The 18,505-nt window shown below is 39.4% G+C and carries 19 protein-coding genes; 6 read left to right on the top strand and 13 right to left on the bottom strand.

The annotated features are described in order from the left end of the window. Positions 1 to 7 precede the first annotated feature (7 nt). The 3 genes from KO529_RS19490 (at position 8) to KO529_RS19480 (ending at position 3,445) form a co-directional block, all read left to right on the top strand. Positions 8 to 1,009: a glycoside hydrolase family 113 gene (locus KO529_RS19490; protein ID WP_215949533.1), complete on the top strand. Its 1,002-nt coding sequence runs from the start codon at positions 8 to 10 to the stop codon at positions 1,007 to 1,009. A 105-nt stretch (positions 1,010 to 1,114) separates the two neighbouring features. Then, positions 1,115 to 2,374 carry a POTRA domain-containing protein gene (locus KO529_RS19485; protein WP_215949532.1) on the top strand — a complete coding sequence of 420 codons (1,260 nt, stop codon included), beginning with the start codon at positions 1,115 to 1,117 and terminating at the stop codon, positions 2,372 to 2,374. A gap of 33 nt (positions 2,375 to 2,407) precedes the next feature. Continuing rightward, a complete protein-coding gene (locus KO529_RS19480) occupies positions 2,408 to 3,445 on the top strand; it encodes an N-acetylmuramoyl-L-alanine amidase family protein (protein WP_354667787.1) in 1,038 nt (345 codons plus the stop codon). Positions 3,446 to 3,451: 6 nt separating this feature from the next. On the opposite strand, the gene KO529_RS19475 is transcribed toward KO529_RS19480, so the two are convergent. From KO529_RS19475 to KO529_RS19450, 6 genes are all read right to left on the bottom strand, one after another. Further along, entirely contained in the window at positions 3,452 to 4,159 is a 708-nt protein-coding gene (locus KO529_RS19475; protein WP_215949530.1) for a TIGR04283 family arsenosugar biosynthesis glycosyltransferase, read from the bottom strand. Next, a complete protein-coding gene (locus tag KO529_RS19470) occupies positions 4,146 to 4,901 on the bottom strand; it encodes a DUF547 domain-containing protein (protein WP_215949529.1) in 756 nt (251 codons plus the stop codon). The genes KO529_RS19475 and KO529_RS19470 overlap by 14 nt, the downstream gene beginning before the upstream one ends. 62 nt (positions 4,902 to 4,963) lie before the next feature. Further along, complete coding sequence (gene arsM, locus KO529_RS19465) at positions 4,964 to 5,929, bottom strand: arsenosugar biosynthesis arsenite methyltransferase ArsM (RefSeq protein ID WP_215949528.1); 966 nt, start codon at positions 5,927 to 5,929, stop codon at positions 4,964 to 4,966. 80 nt (positions 5,930 to 6,009) lie between these two features. Continuing rightward, positions 6,010 to 6,825 (bottom strand): purine-nucleoside phosphorylase, encoded by an 816-nt coding sequence (locus KO529_RS19460; protein ID WP_215949527.1) that lies wholly within the window; start codon positions 6,823 to 6,825, stop codon positions 6,010 to 6,012. Between the two features lie 6 nt (positions 6,826 to 6,831). Further along, on the bottom strand, positions 6,832 to 7,443 hold the full coding sequence (locus KO529_RS19455) for a TIGR04282 family arsenosugar biosynthesis glycosyltransferase (RefSeq protein WP_215949768.1): 612 nt from the start codon (positions 7,441 to 7,443) through the stop codon (positions 6,832 to 6,834). 164 nt (positions 7,444 to 7,607) lie between these two features. Next, entirely contained in the window at positions 7,608 to 8,225 is a 618-nt protein-coding gene (locus KO529_RS19450) for a rhodanese-like domain-containing protein (RefSeq protein ID WP_247095983.1), read from the bottom strand. Between the two features lie 137 nt (positions 8,226 to 8,362). Here KO529_RS19450 and KO529_RS19445 point away from each other — a divergent pair, with 137 nt between their 5' ends. Further along, positions 8,363 to 9,298 (top strand): YitT family protein, encoded by a 936-nt coding sequence (locus tag KO529_RS19445; protein WP_215949526.1) that lies wholly within the window; start codon positions 8,363 to 8,365, stop codon positions 9,296 to 9,298. Between the two features lie 119 nt (positions 9,299 to 9,417). Next, positions 9,418 to 10,041: a thioredoxin family protein gene (locus tag KO529_RS19440; protein ID WP_215949525.1), complete on the top strand. Its 624-nt coding sequence runs from the start codon at positions 9,418 to 9,420 to the stop codon at positions 10,039 to 10,041. On the opposite strand, the gene KO529_RS19435 is transcribed toward KO529_RS19440, so the two are convergent. The 7 genes from KO529_RS19435 to KO529_RS19405 form a co-directional block, all read right to left on the bottom strand. Beyond that, positions 10,018 to 10,755: a hypothetical protein gene (locus tag KO529_RS19435; protein ID WP_215949524.1), complete on the bottom strand. Its 738-nt coding sequence runs from the start codon at positions 10,753 to 10,755 to the stop codon at positions 10,018 to 10,020. The two genes, KO529_RS19440 and KO529_RS19435, sit on opposite strands and share 24 nt — an antisense overlap. A 77-nt stretch (positions 10,756 to 10,832) precedes the next feature. After that, positions 10,833 to 11,528 (bottom strand): tRNA pseudouridine(55) synthase TruB, encoded by a 696-nt coding sequence (truB, locus tag KO529_RS19430; RefSeq protein WP_215949523.1) that lies wholly within the window; start codon positions 11,526 to 11,528, stop codon positions 10,833 to 10,835. Continuing rightward, positions 11,528 to 12,313: an undecaprenyl-diphosphate phosphatase gene (locus KO529_RS19425; RefSeq protein WP_215949522.1), complete on the bottom strand. Its 786-nt coding sequence runs from the start codon at positions 12,311 to 12,313 to the stop codon at positions 11,528 to 11,530. The genes truB and KO529_RS19425 overlap by 1 nt, the downstream gene beginning before the upstream one ends. A 3-nt stretch (positions 12,314 to 12,316) precedes the next feature. Then, positions 12,317 to 12,583: a DUF3098 domain-containing protein gene (locus KO529_RS19420; protein WP_215949521.1), complete on the bottom strand. Its 267-nt coding sequence runs from the start codon at positions 12,581 to 12,583 to the stop codon at positions 12,317 to 12,319. Between the two features lie 9 nt (positions 12,584 to 12,592). After that, positions 12,593 to 13,471 (bottom strand): cell division protein FtsX, encoded by an 879-nt coding sequence (locus KO529_RS19415; RefSeq protein WP_215949520.1) that lies wholly within the window; start codon positions 13,469 to 13,471, stop codon positions 12,593 to 12,595. A gap of 139 nt (positions 13,472 to 13,610) precedes the next feature. Beyond that, positions 13,611 to 15,173: a T9SS type B sorting domain-containing protein gene (locus tag KO529_RS19410; RefSeq protein ID WP_215949519.1), complete on the bottom strand. Its 1,563-nt coding sequence runs from the start codon at positions 15,171 to 15,173 to the stop codon at positions 13,611 to 13,613. 73 nt (positions 15,174 to 15,246) lie between these two features. Next, positions 15,247 to 15,459 carry a hypothetical protein gene (locus tag KO529_RS19405; RefSeq protein WP_215949518.1) on the bottom strand — a complete coding sequence of 71 codons (213 nt, stop codon included), beginning with the start codon at positions 15,457 to 15,459 and terminating at the stop codon, positions 15,247 to 15,249. Between the two features lie 111 nt (positions 15,460 to 15,570). Between KO529_RS19405 and KO529_RS19400 the strand changes: the two genes are divergently transcribed. Beyond that, positions 15,571 to 18,504 (top strand): leucine--tRNA ligase, encoded by a 2,934-nt coding sequence (locus tag KO529_RS19400; RefSeq protein ID WP_215949517.1) that lies wholly within the window; start codon positions 15,571 to 15,573, stop codon positions 18,502 to 18,504. Position 18,505: the final 1 nt, after the last annotated feature.

Raw genomic sequence — 18,505 nt, 5'->3', positions numbered from 1 at the left:
TTTATTGATGCGAAATCTGGGCCTACTTATCTTAATTTTTTTACAGCTTGGTTGTAGCGGTCAGGCCGTTGAGAAATTTAATGGAGTAAGTTTCGTGGCCTCTAGGGATAAGGTTTCACAAGAACATGTTGATGCCGTGAGGAATGTCAATGCCAAGTGTGCTGCAGTTATGCCTTTTGGATTTATAAGGGATGCAGATTCACCGGAAATTATTTTCGACACCTCAAGACAATGGTTCGGGGAAACAAGGACTGGGGCCAGACAATATATAGACATCTTGCACCAGAATGGCTTAAAGGTAATGTTGAAGCCCCAAATATGGATTTCCAGGGGTGAATTTACAGGTAACTTAACCATGAATTCTGAGGAAAATTGGAAGGCCTTGGAGAATTCTTATACCAACTTTATTGTGACTTATGCTACTTTGGCGCAGGAAACCCAAGCCGACGCATTTTGTATAGGAACCGAGTTGGAGCAATTTGTTAATCATAGACCGGAGTATTGGGTAGGACTTATCAAAAAAATCAGGAGTGTTTATAAGGGGAAACTTACCTATGCTGCCAATTGGGACGAATATGGAAGGACGCCTTTTTGGGATGATCTGGATTTAATAGGGATAGATGCCTACTTTCCGCTGAGTGATGAGAGGACCCCTACTGTGGAACAATTAAGGAGGGGGTGGCAGCCTCATAAAGAAAAAATAAGGTCGTTGGCCTTGATGAAAAACAAACCAATTATTTTCACGGAATACGGATATAGAAGTAATAATTACACGGCAAAGAAACCTTGGTTGGTGGATCATAGTCAGGACGATGTAAATCTTGAGGCCCAGGCAAATGCTACCAAAGCTATTTTTGAAGAATTTTGGAAGGAGGAGTGGTTTGCCGGAGGATTTGTGTGGAAATGGTTTATTGATCATGAAAAGGCGGGTGGGATAAACGATAATAGGTTTACCCCACAAAATAAGCCGGCCCAAGAGGTGATAAAGAGTTTCTATAAGATGTATTAGGGTTTACTTTCAGGTTTCCGAATCATTGAACTTGGTCCTTTTGGTTTTTGGAGCCTTTTCATATTTAATTCATGATTACTCTTCCCATATAATTGCACATTGATAATGAAAATTGGTTTAAGTGTATTATTGTTTTTTTTATTTTTAGCAGGATACACCCAGCAACCTACGGTTACTGCCGTGAACATTAATGGGGCCACTAGGACTAGTGTTTCTTTTTTAGAAAATCTTATAAAGGTGAAGTCGGGCAGTTTATTGGATTCTGTGGCTTTGAAAGAAGACGTTCAACGCTTAAAACAATTGCCTTCCATTGCCAATGCTATTTTTAGTGTGGAAACCGATTCGGATGACCAGAAATTTGTTATTTATACGGTTGAAGAACATTTTACTTTAATTCCTTTCGCCAATCTTTATACTTCGACCAACGACGAATTTGCATTTAAAATAGGGTTGCAAGAGTACAATCTTTTTGGCAGAAACATGATATTGGGTGGATTTTATCAAAGGGATATCTTTAATTCTTATGGAATAAACTTGAGGGTGCCTTATATTATTAGGGGCAACTTTGGATTTGCACTTAGTTACAATAATATTACAACCCAAGAACCAGTTTTTATTAACAATAATACAGCGGATTACAGATATAACAACAAGGCTTTTGAAATTTTGGGTTTGTACAACATCAACAACAAGAACAGGATCGACTTTGGAATTAATTTGTTTACAGAAGATTACAGTTATCTGACTGGTGCTACCAGCCCAAATGTCCCCCAAGAATTACAAGTGGACAAATATTTGTATAAGGCTATCTACTATTACGAGAATATAAAATATGATTATCATTATCGTTCAGGTTTTGGCAGCACTTTAAATTTTCAATATGTCAAAAGTCCCAATGAAAATTTACCTGAATTCTTAATTGGGATCAATGACTTTGTCTATTTTAAAAGGATAGGATATCGAGGAAATTGGGCTAATCGCTTGCGTTTGGGCATTGCCAGCAATATTGATACACCTTTTGCTCCTTTTTCGGTAGATAACAATATTAATATACGGGGTGTGGGAAATAAAATAGACAGGGGTACGGCCACCTTAGTGTTTAATACGGAATATAGATATAGTTTTATAGACAAGGATTGGTTTGTATTACAGGGCAATTTTTTTGTCGATTCAGGAACATGGCGTAACCCTGGGGGAGATTTTAGTGATTTTATGGATAGTGAAAATCTAAGGATTTATCCAGGCATTGGTTTCAGATTTATACATAAGCGCATATTTAACGCTATTTTCAGAATAGATTATGGTTATGGGGTCACAAAAAATGCCTCACAAGGGATTGTTTTTGGAATTGGGCAGTATTTTTGATAATATTTGTGTAAAATTAGTATCATGTTGGTCATGAAACCATTTGTCGTATTTTGCATAGTTGCCCTTTTTTCCCTTCCGGTTTTCTCCCAAACTTCGGTTAAAACCGTAATTGCGGAAAAGGGAGATGGTATTTATTCCATTCTTAGGAAGCAAGGGATGAATCCGGTTAGGCACTACGGACATTTTGTTGATCTTAACCAAGATAATTTACGGGATAGCATGCATCTTTATGAGGGACGGGAATACATTATACCTCCCGTGCCAGTAGATACTGTTTCCATAGAGGAATCCGTTGTAAAAAAGACTACCGAAATTAAGGCAGTATCCAATATCCTCAACGATGATATTTTTGGTAAGGATTACGCTACCACTGAAATAAAAAGTAATAAGTTGCAAGGGGCCATTTATTATTTAATATCAGGTCACGGCGGGCCGGATCCCGGTGCTATAGAAAAATATGAAGGCAAAATTATAGCTGAGGACGAGTATGCCTACGATATTACGTTGCGATTGGCAAAGGAGCTTATATCCCATGGGGCCAAGACCTACATTATTATCAGGGATTCCAATGATGGTATAAGGGATCAGCGTGTTCTGGAAATAGATAGGGACGAGGTGGCCTATCCCAATGAGGAAATCCCTTTGAACCAATTAATGCGTTTAAAGCAGCGTGTTGATATAGTGAACAAACTCTATTTGGAAAATTCGGGAAAATATCAGCGGTTAATAGTGACCCATGTAGATAGCCGCAGCAGGGGCCAGAATATAGACGTGTTTTTCTATCATCATGAGAAAAGTAAGAATGGAAAGCGTTTGGCGGAAAGTATCCATGAGACCTTTTTGAAAAAATACCAGTTGTACCAGCCTAACAGAAATTATGAAGGTACCTTCGCAGATAGAAGTGGACTGTATTTGGTTAAAAATACCTTGCCTGCCATGGCCTATATAGAGATTGGGAATATTAAAAACAAAAAGGACCAAAAGCGTATCCTGGACCCTGACAATAGGCAAGCTCTTGCCAAATGGATTTCAGAAGGGGTGTTGTTGGATTTTGACAACAGAAATTAGGGATATTTAAGGGGCGATATTTTTCTTGTAATAGCGGTACAATTGGTCGGGGCCAAAACCCAATAAATTCTTCAAATGAATTATTCCAAAGTGATATTGAAGTTTATAAGAACCATATTGTTCATATTTTCTTGCGGAGGTTAAAACGCTATGTGGCAGAACTGTAAAATTTGATATTTTGTAAAGGCGGCCAATAAATTCTGAGTCTTCGTAAATAATATAATTTTCATTAAAGCCGCCCGATTTTTGGAATAGGTCCTTAACAATAAACAGCGATTGATCGCCGCCCCTACATAACTTGTGGTTAATTCTGCTGAACCAGGCGAAGAATCGTAAAAACTTTTTGGAGGTATCGAACTTCATTCTAAAGCAGCCCGAAGATATATTGTGGTGTATGGCATTTAGAATATAAAGGTCAAAGTCTTTTGGCGGATAGGTGTCGGCGTGCAAAAAGTAAAGGACGTGGCCCGTGGCCAATTCCGCGCCTTTGTTCATTTGTTTGGCACGCCCCATTTCTGAGGTGATGATCCTTGCTCCCAAAGCTTTTGCCAAGCTTGGGGTGCCATCCGTACTGCCACCATCCACAACAATTATTTCCTTGATATTCTCGGGGTTGCTGTTCGCTTTTAAATGCTGCAACAAATTACCAATATGGGCGGCCTCATTGAGGGTTGGGATTATTATGCTAAGAGTTGTTGAATTACTCAATTTCATTTAATCCCCAATTATAGTTCAAATAACTTATTTTGGTATTGGAAGTCAATTTTTGATAGGCATACTTGTTAAGGTAATCTATCAAGGAACCATTTTTAGTAAAATCTTTTTTGTACCAGTTGAAAATTTCGGATAGGGAAGCTTTTTCCTTTGATAGCAAGTTTCTTTTGGGGTCATTAATGAAATCTATAGCCGTTTGTTCCAGCATTTTTTCAAGATTGGCAGAAGTAAAAGCTGTGTTCAATAATTTTGGACAGGAATAAGAGGCGCAGTTAATGGCAAAATGAATTCGCGGTTCATCCATTTTACGCAGTATTTTGTGTTCCAGATCGCCCAAAGAAATTTTTTCACCTCCCATTTGCACAATATTTTTCCCCCATGGATTTTTGATGTCCTTGATACTTTTGGTAGGATAATTGTCCAAAATAAGTTTTACGGTAGCGGCATTGTAAAGGTTTATATAATAAGCAAGTCTTTCGGGTTTGGGAGACTTATCCATTGGGCGGTTCTTTGCCAAATAATCCAAGTAATTCTTTAGTGCTTTGATATCCTCGGAAAAGCCTTTATAGTTGACATTTCCTGTATCGTCTACGTGCTTTTTGAGTAAAATGTCCCATTTGGAATGATCTAATTGAAATTCAGTTTCAGGAGCATCATTTAACGTATACCTTGGGGTAGGGGCAATACTATGAACACTGCCAATTAATAGTAGAATCAGTAATATGGATAATTTAAGGCGCATAGTAATATTATTTACCTCTTATTAGTGTAGCCAACTCCTTAAACCTTACATCGAATTGATTATTAACAGCAACCTCCGCCATTATAATGCCAAGTACTATCGCTTATATGAATTTCAGAATTACTTTTTTGTAGTGCCGATGCTGTTTTGTCACAAACTGCCAATGGCTGGTTCTGCATTAGAACATGGCCGTTTTTATCGTCAAAATATTCTTCATTACCGTAATAAATGGCTGTTTTTCCAGTAAAAATGCAAGGGCCGTCCTTGGGCATAGGGTCTTTGATGGCAGCAATTTCAATAGATTCAATAAAGATTAAATCATCTGTCGGATAGTGATTGGGAGAAAGAACACGGTAGGATTTTCGAGCTCTAATTTCTATGGTACCAAAACCTGCATCCGTCAAAACCTTCACATAATCTTTAATTGGGATACTGCCACTTAAACAAAGGGCTCTAAGTCGATCATCGTTACGCAATGTTTCGTTCATAGGCTGTTCGCAGGTAGGGTCGCTCATAACCAATCGGCCATGGGGTTTTAATACACGATACATTTCCGAAACGGCCTTCTTCAAGTCTTCTGTCTTAAAGATGTTAAATAGGCAGTTCTGTGCTGCAACATCTATACTTTCATCCTCAATGGGTAGGTGTAGGGCATCCCCTTTCACAAGGTTTACGAACTCGCTCTTAAACCAAGGGTTTTCCTGTTCCGCTATTTTAAAGTTTTCTTTGGAGGCTTCCAGCATTTCATCCACAACATCAACCCCGGTTACCCCGCCCGTTTGTCTGGAAAAATATGAAAACTGCAATAGCTCCATTCCGCCCCCGACACCTACATATAGCACCTTTGGGTTATTGACCAAATCCTGGGCAGAAACCGTACTTCCACAACCGTAGTTCATCTCCTGCATAATTTTTGGGACGGATAATCCAGGGAACTGCCAAATAGGATTCGTGGTGCAGCACAGTCCAACATCCGGGGTCAATGCGGCATTCTTATATAACTCATTTGTTGCTTCTAAATAACTCATGTCTTTATGCTTAAAAGTTAGTCATCGGGTTTGTAATATCCTTTCCTCACTAATCACTAATCACTAATCACTAATAGTAATTATATTCCCTTGATCAATTCCCTAAATAATTTTATCATTTTTGGTTCCGTTTTCCCTGCAATTGCAATTATTTCGGAAATGTTGACGGGTTTTAGATTGTCAGGGTCGCATTCGTCCGTTAGTACAGATACGGCCACTACCGGCAATTTCAGGTGATTGGCAACGATTACCTCTGGCACGGTGCTCATTCCTACTGCATCGGCACCGATAATTTTCAGCATTCGGTATTCCGCCTTGGTTTCCAGTTGTGGCCCTACCACGGAGGCGTAAACCCCCTTCTGAAGGGTAATGTTTTCCTTTTTGGCTATTTTTTCCAAACTTTTGCGCATTGGAATGTCATATGGTTCGCTCATATCAGTAAAGCGATCTCCAAATTCACTAACGTTTTTAAATGCTAGGGGAGACCCGCCTTGAAGGTTAATATGGTCCTCGATAAGCATGAGGTCACCTTTTTTAAAATCGGGGTTAATGGCCCCTGCAGCATTGGAGATAAATAGTTTTTTTATTCCAAGCATTTGCATTACCCGAATAGGGTAGGTAACGTCCAAAAGATCATATCCTTCGTAAAAGTGAAACCTGCCCTGCATGACGACTACTTTTTTGCCTTCCAAGACTCCATAGATCAATTTACCGGAGTGGAATTCTACGGTAGCCAAAGGAAAATAGGGAATATGATTGTAATGTGCCTCTATCGGATTTTCAATTTCATCTGCCAGTTTGCCCAAACCTGTTCCTAGTACAATGCCAATTTCAGGGGCTTCAAAGCCCTTTCCTATTAGATAATCAGTAGATTCCTTCAGTAATTTACCTGTCATATAATTTCAATTTTTTAAAAAGGTTCGGAAGATTTCAATATCCTTGATATCTTCAAAATAGTCAATATCATTTTTAGGAGCCAACAGGTCGTAGTTTTTACCTTTTAAATCCTGTATGGTATCCTCCAATACAGTGTCAGTACCCCAAGTTTTATTTTTAAAAAGAGCGGGGTTCAAGACTTTCATCCCCAGCAAATAATAGCCGCCATCAATGGCCGGACCTATTACGTAATCATGATGATCCAAGATTTGAAAAGCTTCCAACAAATCATTTTCGTTTAAATCGTACATGTCACTGCCAATAATAATAATTTTTTCATGGCCTGCATTAAATCCGTCAATAAAGGCATTGGACATGCGCTCACCTAAATCATTACCGGATTGCACTTTTTTTTCATAAACGGATTTATCCCAAATATCATTTTCCCAAATATCATCGGAATAGTACACCCACTTCCCAATTTTTAGACCCTTTGTAATATTCTTGGTATGGTCAAGTAAAAATTTATATATGTTAAGGGCACTCTCGTCGCCCACAGTTGCTGCCAACCTCGTTTTGCATTTGCCAAGTTCCGGGTTACGTGTAAATATGATAAGTAGGTCTTTGGGGTGGTTCATATTGACTGTTGAATATCTTTTTAATTTATTGGACTTGGTCTTAATGGTCGTTATAGCTTTGTATTCATTACTGAATTGCAGGCTGGAAATTGAGATTTTGATAAGACGCCATCTGTTTGTCCCGCCCATTAAGGCAGCTTTATGCCTTTTGGCAAAGTAAGTATTTAGTTGTTGTGTTTTCTTTGTCCATATACTTTAGTGGCATTGTTCAACATTTTACCCCAGTGCTTGTTATAGGCATGCACCCTATCCGTTTCTTGTCCAATGGAATCATATACTGGAAAATCCTTGTTTTTCCATTCAAAAATACCCCCGTATAAATTGTAAACCTCCATATAGCCCTTTTTTAAAAGCTTTTCTCCCACATCTTCAGAACGCACCCCAATGGAACAATAGACAACAATGGGGGTGTTTTTATCGGGAATGCTGTCGGAAACCATATCTATATCAAATTCTTTGTCACCGACCCATACGGCATTTTTAAGATGACTCACCTCAAATTCCTCCTTTTTCCTGGTATCAAGGAGTAAGAACTCGTTATTCTGCGTTAATTCGTCCACCTTTATATAAGGCACACTGTTGTTGTTGAAGTTCCTTAATGCCTTGTCTATCTTACTTTGACCGTGCAGTCCGTAAAGGCAAAAAAGGCTTATGATTATATGGAACAGATATTTCATAGGAAGATGTACATCGTAGGGCAAAGATAGTATATTGGTAATATAACCTGATGGGACAACCAATGGCTGCAAATTAATTTTATTTAAGACCGAAGGGATCTCCATTATTAAAATTTGATTTTTTAATTTCACGGTTCCGTAATTGCGCAATTTGTTTTCTTTTAATCTTTGAAGATATTTTTTTGGCAATCACCTTGATAATCTGCCTTTGCTATTGATAAAGCTCATTTTAATATTATTATATGCCCGATAAAAAGAAAAAGAATCATGACTTTAGTTCCAACCTCTATTCCTATTGGAAAAAATCCCGGAGGTTTAGGGTTGGGATTTTTGCTGACATACATGATGCCCTGTTTATAATAGCGGGAATTTTTTCTGCTGCCTTTGGTCTGGAGAGTTTTCTATTGCCCAACAGCTTTATTGATGGTGGGGCAACGGGAATCTCACTCTTGATCTCGGAAATCTCGTCTATGCCCTTATATATATTGATTATTCTTGTTAATATTCCATTTATATTTCTTGGTTATAAAGTGATAGGCAAACAATTTGCCATCAAGGCCTCTTTGGCAATTATTGGCTTGGCCATAGTTTTGGCCACGGTACACTTTCCTGAAGTAACAGAGGACAAACTCCTGGTAGCCGTTTTTGGAGGTTTCTTCCTAGGTGCCGGAATTGGTCTTTCCATTAGGGGAGGTGGTGTCTTGGATGGCACCGAGGTTCTCGCCATTTATCTGAGCAGGAAATTAAGGACCAAAATTGGGGATAATATTATAGTGATAAACATAATAATATTCTTGGCAGCGGCCTACTTCCTTTCTTTGGAAACCGCACTTTATTCAATGTTGACCTATTTATCGGCTTCGAAAACTTTGGATTTTGTGGTGGATGGGATCGAGGAGTACACTGGGGTTACCATTATATCTGCCCGAAGTGAGGAGATCAGACTTATGATTACGGAAAAATTAGGTAGAGGCCTTACCATTTATAAGGGTCATGGCGGATATGGAAAAAGCGGCGTACATAATGAGTACGACATTATTTATGCGGTAATTACCAGATTGGAGATTAGTAAATTAAATACTGAACTGGAAAAAATAGACCCCAATGCCTTTGTTGTAATGAACAGCATAAATGACACTAAAGGGGGCATGATTAAAAAGCGGGCCCTGAACCATTAAAACTCCAATTGTTTAACAGATATGTAAGTATTGTGGAAGTATTGCTACCAATGTAACTATTGTTACCCATTGTTGGATTAAGAAGGACTAATTTTGGGTGTAAATAGTAGTACATTTTTATGGAACAAGCAGTACAGAATACTAAACAGGAATTGGTACGGGATGGTTTAAAGTCGTCTATGGGTTATGTGGATTACAGGTTAATGGTTTCCAATTTGGCTTTAGAGGGAAAATCCACGGGATCAATAGAAAGTCAGGAATTGAGTGATTATACACGTCTGAACGATCAGAGGATGAAACGTTTGGACAAGACTATTAAGATCGATGCTGATTCCGAAGCCAAAATTAAGGGAGTGGATAAAAAAACTACCTGGTTGGTGCTTACTGAAAGTTGGTGTGGCGATGCCGCCCAAACGCTTCCTGTAATGAATAAGATTGCGGATTTAAATGAGAATATTTCCTTAAGACTTGTATTGAGAGATGAAAACTTAGAGTTGATGGAGCAGTTTTTGTCCAATGGGGCTATGGCTATTCCTAAGCTGATTTCCATTGATGATACTACGGGCAAGGTAATTGGGGAATGGGGTTCCCGGCCCTCTATTGCTGCCAAAATGGTGCAGGATTACAAAAGCAAATATGGGAAGTTGACGCCAGAATTTAAACAGGATCTACAACTCTGGTATAATAAAGATAAGGGACAAAATACGGTGGCAGACCTATTATCTTTGCTTTTCTTGGAATAGATAGGTAATGGTGCCCATTTGTTCAGCCTTTTCTCCGGTATTGAATTTGGATTTTAAGGCATATTCAATAGCGTTATCCACTAGACAACCATTGAGGGTGCTGGAACTTTTTTTGTTAACATCGGCCTCTATGACCTTTCCTAAGGGGTCAACCTTAATGTTAATGACCACTTTGCCCCCTTCTATGCAGGTATAAATGGGTATGGGAAGGCTGGTATGCCTTCTGTCTACCAAGGAGTAGGAGATAGAAGTCCTTCTTTTGGCCAAATTGTTGGTCATTACTTCTTTACTAGCTTCCTTTTCTCCCAATAGTTCTTGTTTTTCCCTTCTTCTCTTTGCCAATTCTTTTACTCTTGCGGCGTATTCGGAGTCGGAGCTAAGATAGTCCGTGGGGTCGTCACTATCGGAGGACAGCTCCTGTTCTTCCAAAATTTCCTCTAATGTTTTGAGTGGCTCAGGATTGCCAAAACTTGGTTTATTGGCCTCATTATAGGCCATATGACTTTTAACGGGATCGGCCTTGGCCATTTCCTCCATTTCTTTTAATTCTTCCTCGATTTGCTTTTCCAAATCCTCCTCTTCCAACAAACTTAATTCAATAACATACTCTTCCTTTTCTTCCTGCCCAAGGTGGATGTTGTATAAACCTAGCACCACCAAGGCCATGGAAAAGAATGTTATTAAGAAAGAAAGCTGTTTACGGTTTAAATTCATAGTGATATAACCACGTTTTATCAAAAATATTTCAAATTATCGACGAACGGTTAGGTTACCACTTTTATTATCGAAGTTTAACTGTCGATTTGCAGTAAGTTACCAAATTCCTCGGGGGTTATGGCCTTATTTACGTTGTAATCACCTATTTTGGTTCTTTTCAACGAGGATAAATGCGCGCCGGATTGCAGCGCTTTTCCAAAATCATGGGCCAAAGACCTAATATAGGTGCCTTTGCTGCAGACCACCCTAAAGTGGACCATTGGCAGTTCTATAGAGGTAATTTCAAATTCTGTGATAGTGACCCCTCTTTTTTTAATCTCTACTTCCTTGCCTTCCCTTGCGTATTCATAAAGTCTTTTGCCATCTTTTTTTAGAGCTGAGAAAACTGGTGGAATTTGTTCTATATCTCCAATAAATTGGGCAGTGGTACTGTGTATCAGTTCATTGGTAATATGATCTGTGGGGAAGTTTTCGTTTATTTCCGTTTCCAGATCATAGGAAGGGGTTGTGCCACCTAGGGTTATAGTGCCCGTGTATTCTTTTTCTTGACCCTGTAGTTCGTTTATGGTTTTGGTGGCTTTTCCTGTACAGATAAGTAATAATCCTGTCGCCAGCGGGTCAAGGGTCCCGGCGTGGCCTATCTTGATTTTTTTTAGTTGAAATTTCTTTCTAATTTTCCATTTTAAGGAATTAACTGCCTGAAAGGATGACCAACCAAGCGGTTTGTCTATTAGTAAAACCTGTCCGTCTAAAAAGTCTTCCTTTGTCATTAGATTACCGTTAGCGGACTTATAAAATAATGTATGATAATGATTGCGAAACCTACTACTATTCTGTAGTAGCCAAAAACCTTAAAACCGTGTTTGCTTAAATATCCAATAAAGGTCTTAATTGCGAAAAGGGCCACTACAAAACCAACTACGTTACCTATAATCAATAAATTTATTTGTTCGGAGGTAAGGGTAAATCCGGCATTGTAATAATCATAACTCTTTTTAAGGGTAGCCCCGAGCATGGTAGGCAAGGCCAGAAAGAATGAAAATTCTGCCGCCGCTGTCCTGGATAATTTCTGGGTCATACCTCCAACAATACTGGCACCGCTTCTAGATACTCCAGGAATCATTGCCAAACACTGGAAGAGTCCAATCTTGAACGCTGTAGCATAGGAAATATCGGTGTTTTCTGAATTTCCGAACCAGTCATCCACCTTTAATAGAATGAATCCTCCTATAACCAAGGAAATGGCAACTACCAGCGGACTTTCCAGTAAGGCGTCTATGAAATCACTTAAAAGTAGGCCAAAGACCACCGCTGGAATAAAAGCGACCAAAAGTTTATAATAAAAATCGATACTTTGGAAGAATCGCTTAAAGTATAGTACCACGACCGAAAGGATGGTACCTAATTGTATGACGATAGTAAACAATTTGGTGAAATCTTCCTGGGCAATACCAAAAAAGGAAGATGTAATAATCATGTGTCCAGTTGAAGAAACCGGTAAATACTCGGTTATACCTTCAATAATGGCAAGAATAATAGCCTCAAATATGTCCAAAATTTATTTCTTCTTATGCGGATTCAACAGAATGGCGTAAACTTCTATCCCAAGGCCAATCAATACCAATGTTGGGGCCAAGCGTATTCTTCTGAAATTATAAATTTCAGGATTAAAGACATTGGGATCGTCACTTCCTCCACCGCTCATAAGGATAAATCCTAGGCTTATTAAGGCCAAACCAACAAACATAAAAAGGTAATTTTTTTTCTGAAAAATAAATTCCTGTCTAGGCTTTTGTGGTTGATTATTGTTTTGTTTTTTACTCATGCCGCAAAGTTAATAATATAAATCGTCTGTTCTAAGGTTTAAGAAACGTTGTGTTGCAAAAAATGTACTTATAAAGGAAATCAAGACCCCTAAAAAGAAGACACTTGCAAAAAGAAATATGAGAATTGTAGGGTCCTGAAAAAGGTTGAGTTCCGGAAAATTTATATTTACATAGTATATTACAAAGCCTAGAGCAATTAAGGCTATAACCGCTCCAAGGACCCCCAATTTAATGTTGGTCCAAATAAAGGGTCTGCGGATAAAAGTTTTAGTGGCTCCAACCATCTGCATGGTTTTTATAATAAAGCGCTTGGAGTAAATGGATAGTCGGATGGAACTATTTATCAAAAGCACAGCGATAAAGGTGAAAATACCACTCGCGACCAGAATCCAGAAACTTATTTTTTTTACGTTATCGTTTAAAAGTGTAATCAAGGGTTTGTCGTAGCTCACTTCTTCAATATAGTCCCGACTTGAAATTTCCTCTGCTATTTCAGCAATCTTCTCTGTAGAAACATAATCGGCCTTAAGTTGCACGTCTATGGAATTCTTAAGGGGATTATATCCCAAGAAATCCAAAAAATTCTCTCCAATTTCCTCACTATGTTGTTCTGCTGCCTGTTCTTTGGAAACATAGGTGGCCTTTTTGGTATATTCGGCCATGGCCAAACTTTTTTGCAATTGATCAACCTCCACCTCTTTGGCATTGTCCTTAAGAAATACCGATATGGTAATCTGCTCCTTAAAATGGTCTGCCAACTTTTTAGTATTCAATACTAAAAGTCCCAAAATCCCCAATAGAAAAAGGACTAGGCCAATACTTAGGACTACTGAGAAATAGGAAGAAATCAGTTTTCTTTTTTGAAAACGTTCGAATGATGTGCTCATAGTACAAAATCAATATGTAAAAATAGGAAAGTAAATTGAATTAAAAATAGCAGAGGCTCCTTTCCTCACTAATTAGAAGCTGTACTATGGTCTAGCGGTTTCATTTGGCCTCTTGAAAACCTCTTCTTTTTACTAGAAATCATCTTTTTAAGGCGAAATGGCCTTTTTTTATGTTGTTGTTAACTTTAAATTGAAACCAATAATCAGAGGCGGGAAGTTCTCGCCCATTATAACTACCATCCCATTCGAAAGGACTGTTCATTGTGGTTTTTAAAAGGTTGCCATAGCGGTCAAAAATACTTAATTGTGCCGGTTTTAAATTTTCGGCCCCACTAATCTTGAAAGTATCATGTATACCATCTCCATTAGGGGTAAAAAATTTAGGGATTACCAAATGAACATAAGGGAGATTTGTTGTGCCACAGTTGTTTTTCTCACGGGCAAAGAGGGTATATAATCCGCCCTCAGTATTGGTAAACTGATTATCGTCTTGGTAATTATAACCATCTAGGGAATATTCAAAATCCCCATTATTATCCATGATTATGGTAAGGGTGTATTCCTCCGAAATGGCTGTTTTTATTTTAGGCGCATCAATTTGATTTAAGGTAATGGTTTTTTTGGTAGAACAGCCATTGTCATTGGTTAGTGTAACAGTATAGATTCCGGGGGTACTAACATTAATATCAGAGGTAGTTTCGCCGGTACTCCACTCATAGTCTACATTACTTGTGTCGGAGGACAAGGTGATGGTCGTATTTTCACAGAAACTCAGGGTTTCATCTGTTGGTTTTTGGGGGTCGTCGTGTACAATAATGGATACGGGTGTCCTTTGGCTGGAGGAACAACTCAATATGGAATCGGGATCGTGAACGAAGGAGCCAGGGACAGGTGGTCCCAAAGGGGCGGGCAAAGCCCGAGCTTCAGCATAATACGTGCCCGATGTTAGAGCCAAAAGAGTCGTACTGTTGGCAAGCAACAGATTACCGCCTATGGGTTCGTCATACCAATCCACTGTTAAATCTTCATACCATTCCACTTCTTCATCTATGCTTACAGTTAGCATCCTGTTTTCGGATCTACAAGCTTCTATATTTCCAAGGCTCAGGGGAGGGTCGGGCTGGGGTACGCTGAAAATCTCGTATACTTGATAATCAAAATTACATAAAGAGCCTGGTGATTCTTCATCGATTAATACATACCTATAAAAGCGATAATTGGTCGACGACGATGGAATAATATATCGGTTACTGAGTCCTGGTACATTACTAATAGCGTCTTCCCAATCTCTGCCATCTGTACTTTTCTGCCATTTATTGACGTATTTAAAATTTTCTGTTTGTTGAGGGCTTGAACGAATGATTGTAGAATTTACTTGAAGTCTTATACTGGTAGGAGGCGCTGTTTCACAGCGGGGAAAACTAGTATTACCCCATTCATCGTACACGACAGTCTGAACGCGGCAATTTTGGGCAACAGTATTCACCTTTTTTGGGATTGTAATTGTTTGCTCTTTATGAGGGGGATATGCGAGTGCGTGTGGAGAAATACAGCCTTGGCTGCTTTCGGTTTCATCCCATACCGAAAATAGGGGCAGGCCAGTATGTATTGTGTTATGCTTAAATTCTCCATAAACAAAATTGCTGTAAAAGCAAACTACTAAAAGTAGTTTAGTACACAGTTGTCCTGAGAAATAGTTCATATTGAAAGTTATATATTTTGTGACAAATGAGCAACTTGTATCGTTGACATGTCATTTTGCCGCTTGTAATCCCTTATAGTGGGTTTAATTCTCCAAGGCTTGCCTGCCCATTCCAGTCAGGCCGGCCTTTAATGTAACCTGTTTTTTCAGAAGCATGCCATTTATCCTTGGGGCTAGGGTATTCATTGGATTTATTTTTAAGGTGTGAAAATGGCTGGAAGAGATGTTGTTGTAGCCTGCTTGAAACAATTCCTAATTTATATATTCTTACCACTATAATCTTCATCTTAGGCCCTATTGTGATAGTTCATTTCATAGATTAAACTTATTTTTGCGCTACATTAATAAATGCAGGGGTGTGCAGTAGGTACACTGGATTAAAATACAATACATTAGGATGACTTACGATTTTAGGAAGATTGAAGAAAAGTGGCAGAAATTTTGGGCGGAAAACCAAACCTTTAAAGCGGAGAATAACTCCCAAAAAGAAAAGTTTTATGTGTTGGATATGTTTCCATATCCTTCCGGTGCCGGTTTGCATGTAGGGCATCCTTTAGGTTATATTGCCAGTGATATCTATGCACGTTACAAAAGGCACAAAGGTTTTAATGTATTGCATCCTATGGGATACGATTCCTTTGGATTGCCTGCGGAGCAATATGCTATTCAAACAGGGCAACATCCTGCCATTACCACAGAGACCAATATCAACAGATATAGGGAGCAATTGGATAAAATAGGCTTTTCTTTTGATTGGAGCCGGGAAGTTCGTACCTCGGATCCCAGTTATTACAAATGGACTCAATGGATCTTTATCCAGCTTTTTAATTCCTGGTACAATAAGGATACCGATAAGGCGGAAGATATTTCCAGTCTGATCGCTATTTTTGAAAAAGAGGGCAATCAAAGTGTAAATGCTGTTTGTGATGAAGATGTTGCAGCATTTTCAGCAGCCGATTGGAAAGCCTTTACCGCAAAGGAACAACAGGAAGTGTTATTGCAATATAGGTTGACGTATTTGGCGGAGACCGAAGTAAATTGGTGTCCCGCCTTAGGGACGGTTTTGGCGAACGACGAGATTGTCAATGGAGTTTCGGAACGGGGTGGTCATCCGGTGATCCGTAAAAAAATGACGCAGTGGAGCATGCGCATATCTGCCTATGCCCAGCGGTTGTTGGACGATTTAACTATGGTAGATTGGCCTCAGCCCTTAAAGGACTCCCAAACCAATTGGATCGGTAGGTCCGAGGGGGCGGAAGTAACGTTTAGGGTTAAGGGGCGTGAAGAAGTGATAGATGTTTTCACCACCCGCCCAGATACGATATTCGGGGTTAGTTTTATGACCTTGGCCCCAGAGCACGAATTGGTTGCCAAAATAACTACTTCTGAGCAAAAGGAAGAAGTAGAGGCCTACATAGCGGCTACGGCCAAACGCAGTGAGCGCGATCGTATGGCCGATGTAAAGACCATTACGGGAGCCTTTACCGGTGCTTTTGCGGAACACCCATTTAGCAAGGAACCCATTCCAATTTGGATAGGGGATTATGTATTGGCCGGTTATGGTACCGGGGCGGTAATGTCCGTTCCCTGTGGAGATCAGCGCGATTACGACTTTGCAAAGCATTTCAATATTCCTATTCCAAATATATTCGACGGAGTGGACATTTCTGAAGAGGCCTTTGCCGATAAGGAAAAGACAGTCATTGCCAATTCCGACTTCTTAAATGGACTTCCCTATAAAAAGGCAGTTAAACGCGTCATTTTCGAATTGGAGAAATTGGAACAAGGAACTGGAAAGATCAACTACAGGTTGCGAGATGCTGTATTTAGTCGCCAACGCTATTGGGGGGAACCTTTTCCAGTATATTATGTGGACGGGATGCCCCAAATGATCAGAGCCGAACATTTGCCTATTGTACTACCTGAAGTTGAAAAATACTTACCAACCGAAACGGGGGAACCCCCTTTGGGCAATGCTACGGTTTGGGCCTGGGACGTAAAGAAGTCTACAGTTGTCAATAATCAGTTAATAGATCATAAAACCGTATTCCCGTTAGAGTTGAATACCATGCCGGGTTGGGCAGGAAGTTCGTACTACTTTAACCGTTATATGGATCCCAATAATAAGGAGGAAGTATTTTCCCAAGAGGCCATTACTTACTGGCAGGATGTAGACTTATATATTGGAGGTAGCGAGCATGCTACCGGACATTTGCTGTACAGCCGTTTTTGGCAGAAGTTTATGTTCGATAAAGGCATAGTGCCAAAACCCGAGTTTGCCAAAAAGCTGATCAATCAGGGAATGATCACGGGGACAAGTGCTTTTGTTTATTTTGTTGTAGCGCGTTTTGCCAAGGACAAACAATTTTACATTGCTGTGTCGAAAAGTGCGTGGGGCAGGGTTGATGAGGTAATAAAAAATTGGAGAAACACTCATCCAGTTAACGAGAAGGCATTTAGATATAGTATTTTAAATAGAATACACTCCCCAGTTGAATATGTTAATTCTTCTGATGAATTAGATATTGAATCTTTTAGAAATGACCCAATGTATTCTGAATTTAAGGATGCTATTTTTATTGGTGAAAAAGGGGAAGTTATTAAAGATAATAACGATACTTACATTGTAGGTCGTGAAGTGGAAAAAATGTCCAAGTCCAAATACAATGTGGTAAGTCCGGATAATATCTGCCAGGAGTACGGTGCAGATTCCCTGCGTTTGTACGAAATGTTCCTAGGACCTTTGGAGCAATCCAAACCTTGGAATACTGCGGGTATTACAGGGGTTCACAGTTTTCTTAAGAAAATGTGGCGTTTGTTCCACGGGGGAGATGAAGGGGCCTTTTTGGTCACCGATGCCGAACCTACCGCAGATAATTTAAAGACTTTGCACAAAACTATCAAGAAGGTGGAAGAGGACATTGAGAACTTCTCTTTCAACACCTCTGTATCTACCTTTATGATTGCTGTGAATGAATTGTCTGCCCAGAAATGTTCCAGCAAGGCTATTTTAGAGCCCTTGACTATTTTGGTTTCTCCCTATGCACCGCATATAGCGGAAGAGCTGTGGAGTAAATTGGGACACGCCACCTCTATAGTCGCTGCTCCCTTTCCTAAATTTGAAGGGAAGTATTTGGTGGAGAGCAGTAAGGAATACCCTATTTCTTTCAATGGGAAAGTGCGCTTTAAATTGGAGTTGCCGGCAGATCTTTCCAAAGAGGAAATAGAGGCTGCTGTAATGACGCATGACAAAACACAGGAACAACTACAGGGTCGTACCCCTAAAAAGGTGATTGTGGTCCCGGGAAAAATTGTCAATATAGTAGGATAAG

It is taken from the genome of Arenibacter algicola, from assembly GCF_018860365.1.
GTDB lineage: Bacteria > Bacteroidota > Bacteroidia > Flavobacteriales > Flavobacteriaceae > Arenibacter > Arenibacter algicola_B.
Note: the sequence above shows the minus strand (reverse complement) of the source record. Positions and strands in the feature narration are given on the sequence as shown.